Below are 15,937 nucleotides of genomic sequence, written 5' to 3' on the forward strand. Positions count from 1 at the left end.
CCCGTGTGGCCGACGTCCACGAGATCGCGTCGGCGATGCCGCACGTCACCAAGTGGGAGCGCGACGACGGTTCCGATCGCCCGGTGTACCAGGTCGGCGGCAAGTCGTTCGTGTTCTTCCGTACGCCGCGCCCGGACGCGACCGATCCGGTCACCGGTGAGAAGTACGACGACGTGATCATGATCTGGGTCGAATCCGAGGACGAGAAGCTCGCCCTCGTTTCGGACGAGTCGAACCCGTTCTTCACCACGCCCCACTTCGACGGCCACCCATCGGTCCTGATCCGCGGCAGCGAACTAGGCGAGATCTCGAAGCAGGAGCTGGCCGAGATCATCCAGGACGCATGGCTCTCCCGGGCCTCCAACCGCCGAGCCACGACGTGGCTGAAAGAACATCGGTTGAGCTGACTTGGCTGCCACACTGTTCCTGTGAGCTCAACGCCACCGGGGCCGAACTACAGCTGGCAACCTCAACCCGGCAACTTCACATCGGCACCTCCGTACGGCCGGCCGCCCAAGAAGAGCCGGGCCGGCCTGATCATCGTGCTGATCGTGCTCCTCATCGTCGTTGCCGTCGGCGCCATCGGCGTACTCGCCTACCGCCTCGTCGCCGACCATCAGGACTCCAAGTCCGGCCCCGCCCCGAGTACGTCGGTCGCACCCCCGCCCGCGACCAGATCCACCCGGACCGTTCCGTCCAAACCCGCGCCCACCACCCCCGCGAAACCCACGAGCGCGCCGACGACCACGGCAACAAGTCCGGTGACGACCGCCGCCGACCTGGGCCGCCGTTTCGTTGCCCAACTCAACGCCAACAGCTCGAAGGGCGCCGCTGCCTACGCCTGCAAGGGCTCAGAGCAACTGATCCCTCTCCTGATGCGAAGCCTCCTCGGTCCGCCGACCAAACTGACCGCCGGCGCCCCCCTCGGCCAGGCACCCTCGTTCGTGATCCCGCTGTCCGGCACCTCCAAGGGCGCAACCGTCAGCGGCACCCTCCTCATCCAGAAACTCGGCCCAGACCCGATGTGCGTCCAGGTCTTCACCATCACCACCAGAACAACCTCAGGCTGAGTTCGGGGCCAGGGCTCGAGCGGTGTCCAGCAGGCTGGTGCCGGTCGGGAGGGCGGCGATGATCGGGGTGTCGAGGCCGTTCTCCACGTAGCGGTTGATGTGGGCGCGGCATTCGGCGGGAGTGCCGTGGACGATGAGCGCGTCCAGGACCTCGAGCGGTACGGCGGCCATCGCGGCGTTGCGGTCGCCGGCGGCCCAGGCGTCGCGCATCGGCTTCATCGCCGTACCGCGGCCGAGCCAGTCGTGGAAGGCGGCGTACCCGGGCACCGTCAGGTACGTCGCGATCAGGAAGCGCCCGATGTTGCGCGCCATCTCCGCGTCCTCGGTGACGCAGACGAAGATCCGCGCGGCCAACTCCTTGTCCGGGCCGAGCTCGGCGCGGACCTGTCGTACGTCGTCCGCCGACAACCAGTTCGTGATCGCCCCGTCCGCCTCCCGGGCAGCCAACCGCAGCATCTGCGGTCGCAACGCGGCGAGCATGATCGCCGGCGGCACGTCCGGCGCCTTCTCCAACCGGAAGCGATTGATGGTGAAGCTGTCGAACGACCCGTCCACCTTCTCGCCGGCGAACGCCTGCCGGAGGAACCGCAGTACGTCGCGGGTCCGCGCCAGCGGCGGGTCGTACGCGATCCCGTTCCACCCGGTCACGATGGTCTCCGACGACGCCCCGATCCCGAGCACGAACCGGCCCGGCGCGAGGTCCGCCAACGCCGCCGCACTCATCGCCAATGCCGCTGGCCCGCGGGTGTGCACCGGTACGACGGCCGTCCCCAGCCGCAACCGCGCGTCCCACTCGGACGCGAGGACCAATGGCGTGAACGCGTCCGCGCCCGCCACCTCCGCCGACCACAGATCGGTGTACCCCAACTCGAACAACTCGGAGATCAGCGAGCGGTGGTCCCGCAGCGGCACGCCGGTCAACGGAACAGTCAGACCCCAGCGCATCACAGCATCCTCTTCAGTACGGCGAGCGGCGCGAACCGCATCACCTGAGCCAGCGGCGCCCACGGCCACGACGGCACGTACGCCTTCGCCTTCTCGGACTCGATCGCGGCCACCATCGCCCGCACGCCCGGCACGGTGTCGACGATCAACGGCGTGTGCGCGACCCGCTCGTTCATCTCGGACCGGATGTACCCGGGGTAGATCGTGCTGACCTTGATCGGCTTGCCGAGCAGCTCCATCCGCAGCCCTTCGGCGAGCGACGCGATGCCGGCCTTCGTCGCGGCGTACGTCGTGACCGTCTTCGGGAGGCCGCGGAGCCCCGAGATCGACGAGATGAAGACCAGATGGCCGGCGTTCCGCGCCCGGAACAGCTCCATTGCCGCCTCCGCCTGGGCGAGCGCGCCGACGAAGTTCGTCAGCGCGGTCTCCCGGTTCGCGTCGAACCGGCCGGTGCCGAGCGGCGCGCCCTTGCCGAGACCGGCGTTGACGATGATCCGATCCAGCGGCAGCTCGGCGTCGATCTTGCGGAACACCTCGAACAACTGAGCGTGATCGTTCACATCCAGACTGTGGATAACCACCTGAAGCTGTGGATAACGTTCGGTCAGCTCGGCCTGCAGCGCTTCGAGCCGGTCGGTCCGGCGGGCGGTCAGGGCCAGGTTGTGGCCCTTCGCGGCGAACTGCCGGGCCATCTCCGCACCGAGCCCGGAGCTGGCGCCCGTGATCAGGATGTTCCGTCGCATCGCAGTCCTATCTATAGGAGAGCATCTCGCTGCCAACGTGGACGTGCTCGTTGTAGCTCACCACAGTCAGCCCACCGCGCCCGGACACGACCTTGGTGACCGCGGTGTTGATCGTGACCGGGTTCAGCTTCGCCCACAGCCCGTTGCCACCGGACAGCAGCCGGCTCACCACGGCCGCGATCGGCCCGCCGGAGGTGAACACCAGCGCCGTTCCACCCTTCCCGAGTCGCTCGGCCGTACGTCGTACCGCCGCCTCGGACCGCTCACAGAACGCCTCGAAGGACTCGGTGTATCCGTCACCACCGTCGATCCAGCACTGCGTGGCCGCGGTGAACATGTCCTGGAACGCCCGCTGCGGATTCCCGGTCCGCGCCAGATCAGCAACCATCACCGCACGCACGCGGTACGCCGGTTTGTGCGCGATGATCACCTGCTCGTGGTCGAACTCGTCGTACCCGTTGTCGACCTCTGGGGTGAATCCGGCGAGCGTCGCCGTCTGCTGATGTCTGCGCATCGAGCCGGAGATCACCAGGTCCGGCTTCACGTCGGACAGCGTCTCGCCGAGCCGTAGCGCCTGCTTCTCACCGAGCGATGACAACTTGTCGTAGTCGCGGGCGCCGAAGGACGCCTGCGCGTGGCGGATCAGGTAGATGGCCGCCATCTACGCCTGCCGGATGATGCGACGGCAGCGGCGCTCGAGCAGGTTGACCGGGAGCCAGAAGCTCTTGAACCGCGGATTCCGGGTCTGCTTGTGGTGGTAGCGGTAGTAGATCTGCTGCGCGATCACCGCCAGCCGGAACAGCCCGAACACCTCGTAGAACGCCCAGTTGTCCGCCACGAGCCCGGACCGCTTCGCGTAGTACTCCACGATCTCGTCGCGCGTCAGCATCCCCGGCACGTCAGACGGTTGCAGCCTGAACCGGCGGAAGGCCCAGTCGTCGTCGGCCTGCACCCAGTACGCGAGCGCGCTGCCGAGATCCATCAACGGATCGCCGAGCGTGGCCAACTCCCAGTCGAGTACGCCGACCACGCGCAGCGGATCGTCCGGTGCGAGTACGACGTTGTCGAGGCGGAAGTCGTTGTGGATAACGCACGTCCGGACGTCGGCCGGCTGGTTCGCCGCGAGCCACGCCATCACCCGCTCGTAGCTGGGAACGTTCCAGGTCTTGGCCTTGCGGTAGCGGTCGGACCAGCCGGTGACCTGGCGTTCGACGTACCCGACGCCGCGGCCGAGCTCGGACAGGCCGGCCGCCTCGGGATCGACCGCGTGCAGCTCGGAGAGCGTGTCGATCAAGGTGAAGCCGAGCTGCCTGGTCTGCTCCGGGGTGAGGTCGACGCCCAGCTCGTGGTGCCCGGGGATCGTGCCGGCGACCCGCTCCATCACGTAGAACTCGGAGCCGATCACGCCGCCGTCGTTGCAGTGGGCAACCATCTCGGGGACGTAGCGGAACACCGGCTTCAGACCCGCCTGGATCCGGTACTCGCGGCCCATGTCGTGCGCGCTCTTCGCCTTCGTCCCGGCCGGCGGGCGGCGCAGGATGAGGTCGTGGCCCTGGTACCTCAAGAGATAGGTCAGGTTGGACGCGCCGCTGGTGAACTGCTTGACCTCGGGCAGGCCGTCCGGCAGCTCCGTCCGCTGCCGCAACCAGGCGTCGACCGCCGGCACGTCGAAGGCATCCTCACTGCGGACCGCCCGCGCGCCATCACCCATTCGACGTCTCGGCCCGCTGCCGGGCGCGCTCCGCGATCTTGCGCATCTGCCGGTTGTACAGCGGTCTCGCGAAGCGCTTGGTGCGCCACGCCATCGCGGCCGGCCGGTCCGGGATGATCAGGAACTGCTTCTTCTTGATCCCCGCGAGTACGGCGGTCGCGATGTCGTCGGCGGACCGCGGCGACTTCTCGATCAGCTGTCGCGCGGTCACTCCCATCGCACTGTCCGCGCCGCGGATCGAGTCGGCGAGGTTGGTCCGGAAGAACGACGGGCAGACCACGGACACGGTCACGCCGTATGGATGGAGCTCGTGCGACAGCGTCTCGGACAACGCGACCACGCCGGCCTTCACCGTGTTGTACGAGCTCATCATCGGCGGGTGGACGAGCCCGGCCGCGGACGCGGTGTTCACGATGTGGCCGGAGTGCTGGCGTTTGAACAGCGGGGCGAACGCGCGGCAGCCGCGCACCACACCCATCAGGTTGATGTCGACGACCCGGTCCCATTCGTCCAGCGTCTCGACGTCGATCCGGCCACCGGTCGCGATCCCGGCGTTGTTCACCAGGATGTCCAGGCCGCCCCAGTGCTCCTCGCACCACGCGACCGCGGCATCCCAGTCCTCCGGGCGGCGCACGTCCAGCTTGAGGTACGCCGTACCCTCGCCGTCCTCGCCCACATCTGTCGACAGGACTTGGTGGCTTTCGGCAACGAACTTGGCGACCAGCGCCGCACCGAGCCCACTAGCGGCGCCGGTGACGAGGACTCGGCTCACTTGGCCTCCTGAGCAGCAGACAGGTACGACGCGAGCTCGATCCTCGCGATCACCCCACGATGCACCTCGTCCGGCCCGTCGGCCAGTCGCAACGCGCGCGCACTCGTCCACGCGGCCGCGAGTGGGAAGTCGTCGGACAGCCCGCCGCCGCCGTGCAGCTGGATCGCCATGTCGATGACGTCCTGCGCCATCCGCGGTACGGCGACCTTGATCTGGCTCACCTCGCTCAACGCACCAGCGAGCCCTTCGGTGTCCAGCAGGTACGCCGTTTGCAGCACGAGCAAGCGTGCCTGGTTGATCGCGATCCGCGCGTCGGCGATCCGCTCGCGGTTGCCGCCGAGGTTCACCAGCGGTTTGCCGAACGCAGTACGGCTGGTGCCACGCTTCAGCGCAAGCTCGAGCGCCTTCTCCGCGAGGCCGATCAGCCGCATGCAGTGGTGGACGCGCCCCGGACCGAGGCGGCCCTGCGCGATCTCGAACGCCCGCCCCGGTCCCATCAGGATGTTCGATGCCGGGACGCGGACCTCGGTGAACGAGACCTCGCCGTGGCCGTGCGGTTCGTCGTACCTGCTCATCGCCGGCAGCAGGCGCTCGACCTTCACACCCGGGGTGTCGCGCGGGACGAGGACCATCGTGTGGCGTGCGTACCGGTGGGCGTCGGGGTCGGTCAGGCCCATGAAGATGAGCAGCCGGCAGTCCGGGTGGCCGACGCCCGTGCTCCACCACTTGCGGCCGTTGATCACGACCTCGTCGCCGTCGATGACCGCGGTCGCCTCCATGTTGGTGGCGTCGGACGACGCGACATCCGGCTCGGTCATGCAGAACGCGGACCGGATCGTGCCGTCGAGCAACGGCTCCAGCCACTGCTTCTTCTGCTCGTCGGAGCCGTAGCGGAGCAGGACCTCCATGTTGCCGGTGTCCGGCGCGTTGCAGTTGAAGATGTACGGCGCGATGAACGACCGGCCGGTCAGCTCGGCGATCGGGGCGTAGTCGAGGTTGCTCAGGCCTTCGCCGTACTGCTCGTTGCCCGGCTCGGCGGGTGGCAGGAACAGGTTCCACAGGCCGGCGTCGCGCGCCTTCGCCTGCAGGTCCTTGACCATCGGTTGCGGCTGCCAGGGATCACCGGCGGATCGGATCGCGCTGTGCAGTTCCGCCTCGACCGGCTCGATCTCGCTGCGCAGGAAGGCGTCCACCCGCGCGATCAGATCCTGAGCTCGGGCCGAAGGTTCGAACCCCATCAAGACTCCTCTCCTCGCCTTGACCGTAGCTCAGCTTCTAAGCAATGCTCAATAGCATGGATCACCGGCTGTCGGCGGACGACCGCAAGAAGCAACTGGTCAAGATCGGCCTGATGATGCTGCGGACCAAACCGATCCACGAACTGTCGATCGATGCCATCGCCGGCCAGGCCGGGATCTCCCGAGGCCTGCTGTTCCACTACTTCCCGAGCAAACGCGACTACTACGTCGCCGTCATCTCCGCCGCCGGCCGCCGCCTCCTCCGCGTCACCAAGCCGGACGAGTCGCTCCCGCCCGAGGAGCAGCTCCGCGAGATGCTGACCCAGTTCGTCGCCTTCATCGAGCGCCGGCGTCCTGCGTATATCTCGTTCGTCCGCGGCGCGGCAGGTGGCGACGACTTCGCCGTCGAGGTGTACGACGAGACCCGGGCCGGTCTGACGAAGCGCGTGCTGACGTACATCGGCACGCCCGAGGTGGCTGACGATCCCAAGTCACCCGAGTATCTGCGGATCCACGCGTGGCTCTCGTACGCCGAGGACCTGGCGATCGAGTGGTCCGGGTTGCGGGAGGAAGACCGCCCGTACACCGCGGACTACTTGATCAACCACGCCATCGAAGCCCTCCACACCCTCCGCAAGCTGTAACTAGCGGTCGTCGGCGGAGGGTCGGGGAACCTCCTGCGTGACACGTGGAGAGGTGGGACCTACGGGAGGAGCTCTGGGGTGAGGTCTGGGGTGGACATGTCGGGGTCGAAGGGGAACAGGGGGCGGAGTACGCCGTGGTGGCCGAGGCGGAGGAGGTCTTGGTCGACGCCGCCGGGGGTTAGGGCCAGGAGCCAGTCGGCGGCGAGGTTGTAGAGCTCTGGCTCCAGGTAGCCGATCTTCACGATGACGAGGTCCGTCGCAGCCGGGTCCAGGCCGAGGAGGGTGAAGTCGGCGATGTGGTGGTACGGCTTGCGGCGGGAGGTCAGGATGCTGTGCAAACCGCCGACCTGGACGACGGCGACGGTGCCGCCGACCGGGTCCTCCGAGAGGGAGAAGACGGTGCCGGACATCTCGGCCGGACCTGCCGGACCGGAGTCGACCTTGCCACCGGCGGCGACCTCGACCGGATTGCCGACGCCCGCTGCAACGCAGGCCGCGACGGCTTCGGGGTCGACGATGCTGGCGTGGATGGCGGTGGCCTTCCCCGAGGTGAGTTCCTCGATCTTGAGCAGCTCGGCCAACGTCCACGACGTGTCGTCAGCGCCGCCGGCGGTCGGGTTGTCACCGGAGTCGCTGATCACGAACGGGCGCGCCGTACTCGCGAGACCCGCCGACACGCACTCGGCCAGCGTCCCGGTCGGCGCGACGAACTCGAACCCGTCGCGCGCCTCCCAGTACAGGCGGGCCAGTTCGTTGGCGCGCTCGACGATCAGTGACTGGTCGTCCCCGGTGACGACGACAGCAGCCCGGCACCGCGGCTCGTCGGCCCACGCGTACCCGACCCACACGGCCGCATCCAGCACCCCGGGCTCGTCCGCGATCTCCGCGACCCGCCGATAGATCGACTTGGCCGGCTCGAGGCGGGTCGACGCCTTCTCACCGGGCAGCAGCACCGGGATCTGGATCCACGCCTTGCCCGGCTTGCCCAGCCCGGACCGCATCCGCTCGACGAGGTTGCGCAGCGCCCGCTCGCGGCTCTCCATCGCGTCCTCGTGCGGCGCCATCCGGTAGCACGTGATCAGATCCACCGCCGTACCGAGCTCGCGCGACACGTTCCCGTGCAGGTCCATCGACGCGGACATGAGTACGTCGGGACCGAGCACGGCCCGGATCCGCGTGGCCAGATCGGCCTCCGCGTCCTGCCGGCCGACCACGCTCATCGCGCCGTGGATGTCGAAGAAGAACCCGTCCAGCTGACCGGCCCCTTCGAGGCGGGTGATGATCTCCGCCGACAGGTCGTCGTACACCTCCGGCAGCACGGCGCCGCCGGGCAGCGACCGCGCGTGCAGCAGCGGGACCCACTCGATCCCTTGCGCCCAGTCCTTGCCGAGGAACTCGTACCGCTCCATCAGGTGATCCCCACGCCGTACGTCGAAATCGGCCAGCCCGGCCCGATGCGGCGAGAACGTACTGGACTCGATGGCGATCCCGGCAATGCCGATCCGAAGGTTCATGACTAAAACCTGCCACAACCGAGCCGTTTCGCGCACTCCCCAACTCCACATCCGGACACAGCTCGCCGAGTCGTGGCGTTTGGCTGGGCGCCCCAACCGCGAGTCGTGGATCGCGGTGAAGATTTCCGACCGATTTTCACGACTCGACGGAGGGAATCAGGCCGAGGCTGGAGGGGCGGAGGAGGTTGAGGCGCGGGGGATCAGTTCGGTGGCCAGCTCGACGTGGAGGGCCTCGAGTTCGTGGTGGTCCAGGAGACGGGTCAGGAGGCTGACGGCCATTCGGCCCATTTCCTGCAGCGGCTGGCGGACCGTGGTGAGTTGGGGCCTGGTCGCGCGGCTGAGGTCGAGGTCGTCGAAGCCTGCGATCGAGAGGTCGCGCGGGACCGACAGGCCGCGTTCGGCGGCGGCTTGAAGTGCGCCGATCGCGGCCTTGTCGTTGAACGCGACCAAGGCGGTCGGGCGCGGGTCGCGGTCGAGGAGCTCCAAAGCCGCCCGGTAGCCGTGCTCAGTCGTCGGTTGATCGTGGCGGACCAGCGCCGGGTCGGGCAGGATCCCGGCGTCGGCGAGGGCGGCGGCGTGGCCGCTGAGCCGGGCGTCCGCGGCGAGCCATTCGCGTGGGCCCGCGATGACGCCGATGCGGGTGTGGCCGAGCGCGGTCAGGTGAGCCGTGACCTGGCGGGCGCCGGAGTGGTGGGCGGCGGAGACCGACGGGATGTCGCGGGGCAATGCTGTCCGCGGATCGACCACGACGAACGGGAAACGCCGCGAGCTCAGCCGGACCAGGTCCTCGCGTGGCTCCGGCGGAAGGATGAGTACGGCGCCGCCGATGTCCCGCCGGGATGCCAGATGAGGCAGAACGGGATCGTCCTGCGTAGCTTCGCCGGCGTTGAGGATCACCTGTCGTCCGTGCCGGTCCAAGGTCTCGGCGATCGAGGAGACGATCAGGCCGAAGTAGTCGGTGAGCACGTACGGGCAGCGCACGTAGACGGCGCCCTCGACCGGTTTCGCCGTACCACCGCGAGGGGCGGGCGCGCGCAGGCCGAGCTCTTCGATCGCCTGCTCGACCAGCCGACGGGTCTCGGGCGCGACGCTGCCCTGCTGGTTGAGCACCCGGGACACGGTTGCGATGGACACCCCGGTCGCCGCGGCGACGTCCCGGACGGTCGCCCTAGTGCGAGGCATTTGTTACATCCGAACGTTTCACGCTCAGCACTCTAGACCTACGCTCCCAGACCTTGACAGTGCTCAATCGTGGGCGTGTCCTGTGGCCGTTTGTTTCATCCCTGAGGAGTGCGATGAGAACACCCGCCTTCGGCGTCGCCCTTGCTCTCACGGTGGCGTCACTCACCGGTCCCGCCCGGGCCCATCCCCCGACGACCCAGGCCAGCGTCTGGGTCACCACTCCGGACCGCGCCGAGCTCCTGCACGAGCGCGCGCCGGTCACGTTCCACGACGGGGCGAGCGATCTGACCACGATCACGGTCGACCCGCGGACGTCGTACCAGACCATGGACGGCTTCGGGGCCTCGATCACCGACTCGTCCGCGAACGTGCTCTACCGGCTCAGCCCGGCCGATCGCGAGCAGACGATGCGCAAGCTCTTCGATCCCCGCCAAGGGATCGGGGTCAGCTTCCTGCGCCAGCCGGTCGGCTCGTCCGACTTCACCGCCGCGGCCGAGCACTACACGTACGACGACGTACCGGCCGGCCAGACCGACTTCGGGCTGAAGCACTTCACCATCGCGCACGATCAGCAGCAGGTGCTGCCGCTGCTGCGCCGGGCGAAGCAACTCAATCCGGCGCTCAAGGTGATGGCGACGCCGTGGAGTCCGCCGGCGTGGATGAAGACCGCTGACTCACTCGTCGGCGGCCGGCTCAAGGACGACCCGAAGGTGTACGACGCGTACGCGCGCTACCTGGTCAAGTTCGTCCAGGCGTACGCGAAGGCCGGTGTACCGGTCGACTTCCTCTCGATCCAGAACGAGCCGCAGAACCGCAAGCCGAGCGCTTACCCGGGCACGGACATGCCGGTCCGGCAGGAAGCAGCAGTGATCACCGCCCTGGGTCCACTGCTGCAAAAGACCAGTCCGCGTACGAAGATCCTCGGCTACGACCACAACTGGACCACGCATCCCGGTGACATCGCCTCCACCCCGCCAGGTGAGGACCCGGAGACGGACTACCCGTACAAGCTGCTCCAGACCTCAGCGGCCAAGTGGATCGCGGGTACGGCGTACCACTGCTACTCCGGCGACCCGTCGAAGCAGACCGATCTGCACAACGCGTTCCCGTCGAAGGGGATCTGGTTCACCGAGTGCTCCGGGTCGCATGGGCCGACGGACACCCCGCCGCAGATCTTCCGCGGCACGCTCACCTGGCACGCCCGCACGCTGATGCTCGGTACGACGCGCAACTGGGCCAAGTCGGTCGTCAACTGGAACATCGCACTCGACTCCACCGGCGGCCCGCACCTCGGCGGCTGCGACACCTGCACCGGTCTGGTCACGCTGCAGCCGGACGGAACGGTGACGACGGACGCGGAGTACTACACGATCGGCCACCTGTCGAAGTTCGTGAAGCCGGGCGCGGTGCGGATCGGGAGTACGTCGTACGGGACGACGGGATGGAACGGGCAGCTGATGTCCGCCGCGTTCCGCAACCCGGACGGTAGTACAGCGCTCGTGGTGCACAACGAGAACGACGACCCGCGATCGTTCGCCGTGGCGGTCGGCGGGAAGTCCTTCGAGTACGAGCTGCCTGGCGGATCGATCGCCACCTTCACCTGGGACCGCCTCAACGTCGACGTACCGCAGCAGTTGCCGCTCGCAGGTGCGACAGCAAGCGTGAACGGAGCAGATGCCGGTCTGCTGGTCGACCAGGACGGGTCGACGGTGTGGCAGAGCAAGGAGGCGCAGGCACCGGGTCAGTGGGTACAGGCGGACCTCGGCAGGGCGCAGACGTTCCGCGAGGTCGCACTGGACAGCGGCGGGAACGTCGGCGACTACACACGCGGCTACGAGGTTGCTGTCAGCAAGGACGGTGTCAGCTGGCAGACCGTTGCGTCAGGCACTTCCACCGGGCAACTCACCACGGTCAGGATGCGGTCGACGCATGCAAGGTACGTCCGGGTCACGTCGACCGGGAGCGCCGGCAACTGGTGGAGCCTGGCGGATCTGCGGGTCTATCGCTGAGCCTCGATCCAGCACGCCACTGCGGCGGCCTTCTCGTTGCTTGCAGCAATGATCTGCAAGCCGACGGGGAGGCCGTCGGTCGGTAGCGGCATGCTCACCGCAGCGTGCCGGGTGAGGTTCGCCAGGCGGGTGTTGTTGAGCAGCTGCTTACGCACCTCGAGGCCGCCGTCGGCCGTAGCTGCTGCGGTGATGAGCGGTGCGGTCGTCAGGACGGTCGGCGTGAGCACCGCGTCCACCTGCTGCAGGAGCTCGTCCAGCTCGCGAGTGATGAGTACTGCGTCTTCCTGTGCCCGCGTGTAGTCCGCCGGCTCCACGGCCGACGCCTCCAGGAGACGCTGCCGGACGTCTGGCTGGTACCGGTCCTGGGAACGACCTGCGTGATTCGCGACTGCTTCAGGCCCTTGCAGGTTGGCTGCTGTGGTGAAGCTGTGCGACCAGTCGGGTAGCTGCACCTCAAGCGCGTCAAAGGACTCCAACGCAGCAGACCACGCCGGGCGTGCCTCGGTGGTGAGCTGGAGGTACTCCGGGTTGGTTGCCACACCTAACCGGGGCTCCAACAGGTCGAGGGCCTCCAGCCCGCCCAGAGCGGTGAGCGCGTAGGCGGCGTCTGCGGCCGTGCGAGTCAGGACGCCGACGTGGTCCAGCGACTGCGACAGCGGGAACACTCTGTCTGCCGGGATCGTGTTGTACGACGGTTTGAAGCCGACCACCCCGCACAGCGCAGCGGGGATGCGCACCGAACCCGCAGTGTCCGTACCGATCGCCAGCGGCACCACACCAGCCGCCACTGCGGCAGCTGACCCGGAGCTGGAGCCGCCGGTCATCCGCGACGGGTCATGCGGGTTCCGGCAGGGTCCGACGCGGTTCGACGTACCTGTGCAGCCGTAGGCGAACTCGTGGGTGTGTGACAGCCCGATGACGATCGCACCGGCCGCCCGCAGCCGCCGTACGACCTCAGCGTCCTGCTGGCCGATCTCATCCATGGCCGCGGACCCGCAGCGGTACGGCAGACCTTCGACCTCGACGATCTCCTTCACCAGCACCGGCACACCCGCCAGCGCCCCGGACCGGTCGTGCGCGGCGGCAGCCTTGCGCGCTCCCTCCACGTCCAGGTGCACCACGGCGTTCAGCTCCGCAGCGTCGGCGGCGCGCGCCAATGCGTCTTCAACCAGCTCCACAGGGTCGAGCGACCCGTCACGTACCCCAGTGGCGATTTCCTGAAGCGATCTCACCCGGCCATCAGATCACGGAGAGGACCAGCCGCTAGAGGTTCAGGACCACGTGGTCGCCGTCGCGGTGGAAGCCGAGGTTCTTCAGGTACGGCGTGGAATCGAGCATGCGGGGCGGGGCGAGGACCTGGTGGAAGCCCTGGTCGGTGAAGACGTCGCTGCGGCGGTAGACGAACTCGCCCGGCGTGAAGTCGCGGTACTTCGGGACCACGTAGTCGAGATCGATCTGGGCGCGGCCGGCGCCCGCGTCGTGGGCCAGGACGACCCCGACAGTGCGGTCGTCGTGCTGGACCAGGAACGCGTATTGGCTCGCCCCGACCGCGAACCCGGGGTTGAACTTGGTGATGTCCTTCGCGTGCCGATCCAGGACGTAGCCGAGGTACGCGTCCGTCCTGTCGACCTGCAACACCTGGTACGCCGCCTCGTCGTGCCGGTGCCGGAGCAGCCGCCACAGATGGACGACGTTGATGACCGCCAGCACCGCGTTCATGCCGACCATCGGCCAGACGCCGACCGCGGCGTTGAAGCCGACCAGGATCACGCAGCCGATCAGGTTCAGCACCCGCAGCCGCAGGATCCGCGACTGCAACAACGACCACACAACGAGCGCGGACCCGCCCCACCCGATAATGCTCCAAACGTCCACAGCGGGAGACTATGCCGATGAGTGAATCGCTGCTGCTCAACGGCGCACCCTTACCGGCTGTCGATCCGGCGTTGCTGCGCGCAACCACCTTCGGCCACTTCACCTCGCTGCAGGTCCGCGACGGCAAGGTCGACGGCCTGGACCTTCACCTCGACCGCCTCGACCGCAGCACCCGCGAGATCTTCGGCCAACCGCTCCCGGCCGAGCGCGTCCACGCCGACCTCCGGACCGCCCTGGCTCAGTCCCTCGACCTGTCCATCCGCATCAACGTCTTCTGGACCGACGAGCTCCAACTGCTCACGCGGACCAGCCCGCCCGTGGCTCCGGGCACCGAACCCGTCCGGCTCCGAGCCTTCCAGCACCAGCGCGCCGTGCCGCACCTCAAACACACCGGCACGTTCGACCTCACCTACTACGCCCACAGAGCAGTGCGCGAGGGGTACGACGACGCTGTCTTCCACACCGCGTCCGGTGAGATCTCCGAGGCCTCGATCTGGAACATCTGCTTCGCCCGCGGCGCCGAGATCGTGTTCCCGGCCGCCCCGGTCCTCCCCGGCATCCGCCAGCAGGTGCTGCAGCGCGGCCTCGACACGTACACGACCGCGCCGATCCCGCTGGCCGACCTCCCGACGTACGACGCGGCGTACCTCACCAACTCGATCGACCCCGCGCTGCCGGTCGCGGCGATCAACACCACGACGTACGAACCCCACCCGGAGTCGGCCGAGCTCATCGCCCGGGCGTACGCGACCCAGCCGGCGCAGGCGGTCTAGCCGCGCTCGGACCACCAGCGCAGGAGCTCCTCGCGGGCGCGGTCCTCGCCGAGAGGACCCTGATCGAGGCGCAGTTCCATCAGGAACTTGTAGGCCTCGCCGACCTCGCGCCCCGGTGCGATCCCGAGGATCTGCATGATCTGGTTGCCGTCGAGGTCGGGGCGCAGGGAATCGAGCTCCTCCTGCTCCTGCAGCCGCTCGATCCGTGTCTCCAGGTCGTCGTACGCGGCCCGGAGCATCTCGGCCTTGCGCCGGTTGCGGGTCGTGCAGTCGGCCCGGGTCAGGACGTGCAGACGCTCGAGCTGGTCGCCGGCGTCGCGGACATAGCGCCGTACGGCGGAATCGGTCCACTCGCCGTCGCCGTACCCGTGGAAGCGAAGGTGCAGCTCGATCAGCTTGCTGATCTGGTCGATCTGCTCGTTGCTGAACCGCAGTGCCTTCAGCCGCTTCCGGGCCAGCTTCGCCCCGACCACGTCGTGGTGGTGGAACGTCACCTTGCCGCCGTCCTCGTTGCGCTTGGTCTTCGGCTTCCCGATGTCGTGGATCAGCGCGGCGAACCGAATGACGAAATCGGGCGTCGGAACAGACAGACGCGATTCGAGGTCGATCGCCTGGTCGAGGACGGTGAGCGAGTGCTGGTACACATCCTTGTGCCGATGGTGCTCGTCGACCTCGAGCTGCAGCGCGGGCAGCTCCGGCAGCACGTACTCCGCCAGCCCGGTCTCGACCAGCAGACCGAGCCCGATCCGCGGCTGGTCGGCGCAGATCAGCTTCTCCAGCTCGTCGCGGACCCGCTCGGCGGACACGATCGTGATCCGCTCGGCCATCGCCGTCATCGCGGCCACCACCGCCGGATCGGGCGTGAACCCGAGCTGCGCGGCGAACCGGGCCGCCCGCATCATCCGCAGCGGGTCGTCGGAGAACGAGTCCTCCGGCGTGCCCGGCGTCCGGATCCGCTTGTGCGCGACGTCCTCGATCCCGCCGTACAGGTCGACGAACTGGCGCGACGGCAGCCGGACCGCCATCGCGTTCATCGCGAAGTCCCGGCGGGCCAGGTCGCCCTCCAGGCTGTCGCCGTAGGAGACCTCGGGCTTGCGCGAGGTGGGATCGTAGGTTTCCGACCTGTACGTCGTGATCTCCAGGACCCACTCGCCCTTACGACAACCGATGGTGCCGAACGCCTTGCCGATGTCCCACACATGGTCCGCCCAGCCGGACAGCAACCGCTCGATCACATCGGGGTGCGCTGACGTGGTGAAGTCCAGATCCTTGCTCCCCCGGCCGAGCAGAATGTCCCGGACAGGACCGCCGACCAGGGCGATCTCATGGCCGGCGGCATCGAAGCGGGAGCCCAGTTCGTCGACGACCGGAGCGAGTTCCAGCAACGCCTGGACGGCTCGCCGCTGCACTGCGGGCAACGATCCGGCGGAGGCTGACTGGTCGGCAAAGGGTGACACGGAG

At 68.2% G+C, this 15,937-nt stretch carries 16 protein-coding genes; 5 read left to right on the forward strand and 11 right to left on the reverse strand.

Annotated elements, in window-relative coordinates:
* The first annotated feature begins 5 nt into the window (after positions 1–5).
* Positions 6–407 carry an MmcQ/YjbR family DNA-binding protein gene (locus ACIA58_RS06380; RefSeq protein WP_396402539.1) on the forward strand — a complete coding sequence of 134 codons (402 nt, stop codon included), beginning with the start codon at positions 6–8 and terminating at the stop codon, positions 405–407.
* Between the two features lie 21 nt (positions 408–428).
* Positions 429–1,070 carry a hypothetical protein gene (locus ACIA58_RS06385; protein WP_396402540.1) on the forward strand — a complete coding sequence of 214 codons (642 nt, stop codon included), beginning with the start codon at positions 429–431 and terminating at the stop codon, positions 1,068–1,070.
* On the opposite strand, the gene ACIA58_RS06390 is transcribed toward ACIA58_RS06385, so the two are convergent.
* The 6 genes from ACIA58_RS06390 to ACIA58_RS06415 are packed head-to-tail and all read right to left on the reverse strand — an operon-like array spanning position 1,062 to position 6,479.
* Positions 1,062–2,015, reverse strand: coding sequence for an LLM class F420-dependent oxidoreductase (locus ACIA58_RS06390; protein WP_396402541.1), 954 nt, complete (start codon positions 2,013–2,015; stop codon positions 1,062–1,064). The two genes, ACIA58_RS06385 and ACIA58_RS06390, sit on opposite strands and share 9 nt — an antisense overlap.
* Positions 2,015–2,758 (reverse strand): SDR family oxidoreductase, encoded by a 744-nt coding sequence (locus ACIA58_RS06395; protein WP_396402542.1) that lies wholly within the window; start codon positions 2,756–2,758, stop codon positions 2,015–2,017. Before ACIA58_RS06395 ends, ACIA58_RS06390 begins: the two co-directional genes overlap by 1 nt.
* A 7-nt stretch (positions 2,759–2,765) precedes the next feature.
* Positions 2,766–3,419 carry a histidine phosphatase family protein gene (locus ACIA58_RS06400; protein WP_396402543.1) on the reverse strand — a complete coding sequence of 218 codons (654 nt, stop codon included), beginning with the start codon at positions 3,417–3,419 and terminating at the stop codon, positions 2,766–2,768.
* Positions 3,420–4,469 carry a phosphotransferase family protein gene (locus tag ACIA58_RS06405; RefSeq protein WP_396402544.1) on the reverse strand — a complete coding sequence of 350 codons (1,050 nt, stop codon included), beginning with the start codon at positions 4,467–4,469 and terminating at the stop codon, positions 3,420–3,422.
* Complete coding sequence (locus tag ACIA58_RS06410; RefSeq protein WP_396402545.1) at positions 4,462–5,241, reverse strand: SDR family NAD(P)-dependent oxidoreductase; 780 nt, start codon at positions 5,239–5,241, stop codon at positions 4,462–4,464. The genes ACIA58_RS06405 and ACIA58_RS06410 overlap by 8 nt, the downstream gene beginning before the upstream one ends.
* Positions 5,238–6,479 carry an acyl-CoA dehydrogenase family protein gene (locus ACIA58_RS06415; RefSeq protein WP_396402546.1) on the reverse strand — a complete coding sequence of 414 codons (1,242 nt, stop codon included), beginning with the start codon at positions 6,477–6,479 and terminating at the stop codon, positions 5,238–5,240. Before ACIA58_RS06415 ends, ACIA58_RS06410 begins: the two co-directional genes overlap by 4 nt.
* A 56-nt stretch (positions 6,480–6,535) precedes the next feature.
* Between ACIA58_RS06415 and ACIA58_RS06420 the strand changes: the two genes are divergently transcribed.
* Positions 6,536–7,123, forward strand: coding sequence for a TetR/AcrR family transcriptional regulator (locus ACIA58_RS06420; RefSeq protein WP_396402547.1), 588 nt, complete (start codon positions 6,536–6,538; stop codon positions 7,121–7,123).
* A 59-nt stretch (positions 7,124–7,182) separates the two neighbouring features.
* Here ACIA58_RS06420 and ACIA58_RS06425 read toward each other — a convergent pair whose 3' ends face one another.
* Positions 7,183–8,637 (reverse strand): M81 family metallopeptidase, encoded by a 1,455-nt coding sequence (locus tag ACIA58_RS06425; protein ID WP_396402548.1) that lies wholly within the window; start codon positions 8,635–8,637, stop codon positions 7,183–7,185.
* Positions 8,638–8,793: 156 nt separating this feature from the next.
* Entirely contained in the window at positions 8,794–9,819 is a 1,026-nt protein-coding gene (locus tag ACIA58_RS06430; protein ID WP_396402549.1) for a LacI family DNA-binding transcriptional regulator, read from the reverse strand.
* A 113-nt stretch (positions 9,820–9,932) separates the two neighbouring features.
* On the opposite strand from ACIA58_RS06430, the gene ACIA58_RS06435 reads away from it, so the two are divergent.
* Positions 9,933–11,828, forward strand: a complete 1,896-nt coding sequence (locus ACIA58_RS06435; protein ID WP_396402550.1) for a glycoside hydrolase family 30 beta sandwich domain-containing protein — start codon at positions 9,933–9,935, stop codon at positions 11,826–11,828.
* Here the strand turns inward: ACIA58_RS06435 and ACIA58_RS06440 are convergent.
* Together ACIA58_RS06440 and ACIA58_RS06445 are read right to left on the reverse strand one after the other, a co-directional pair.
* A complete protein-coding gene (locus tag ACIA58_RS06440; protein ID WP_396402551.1) occupies positions 11,819–13,006 on the reverse strand; it encodes an amidase in 1,188 nt (395 codons plus the stop codon). The genes ACIA58_RS06435 and ACIA58_RS06440 overlap by 10 nt on opposite strands.
* Positions 13,007–13,091: 85 nt before the next feature.
* Entirely contained in the window at positions 13,092–13,703 is a 612-nt protein-coding gene (locus ACIA58_RS06445) for a hypothetical protein (RefSeq protein WP_396402552.1), read from the reverse strand.
* Positions 13,704–13,720: 17 nt separating this feature from the next.
* Here ACIA58_RS06445 and ACIA58_RS06450 point away from each other — a divergent pair, with 17 nt between their 5' ends.
* On the forward strand, positions 13,721–14,476 hold the full coding sequence (locus ACIA58_RS06450) for an aminotransferase class IV (RefSeq protein ID WP_396402553.1): 756 nt from the start codon (positions 13,721–13,723) through the stop codon (positions 14,474–14,476).
* On the opposite strand, the gene ACIA58_RS06455 is transcribed toward ACIA58_RS06450, so the two are convergent.
* Positions 14,473–15,933, reverse strand: coding sequence for a CCA tRNA nucleotidyltransferase (locus ACIA58_RS06455; protein WP_396402554.1), 1,461 nt, complete (start codon positions 15,931–15,933; stop codon positions 14,473–14,475). The genes ACIA58_RS06450 and ACIA58_RS06455 overlap by 4 nt on opposite strands.
* Between the last annotated feature and the right edge of the window lie 4 nt (positions 15,934–15,937).

The sequence above is a fragment of the Kribbella sp. NPDC051586 genome (assembly GCF_044453965.1).
Lineage (GTDB): Bacteria > Actinomycetota > Actinomycetes > Propionibacteriales > Kribbellaceae > Kribbella.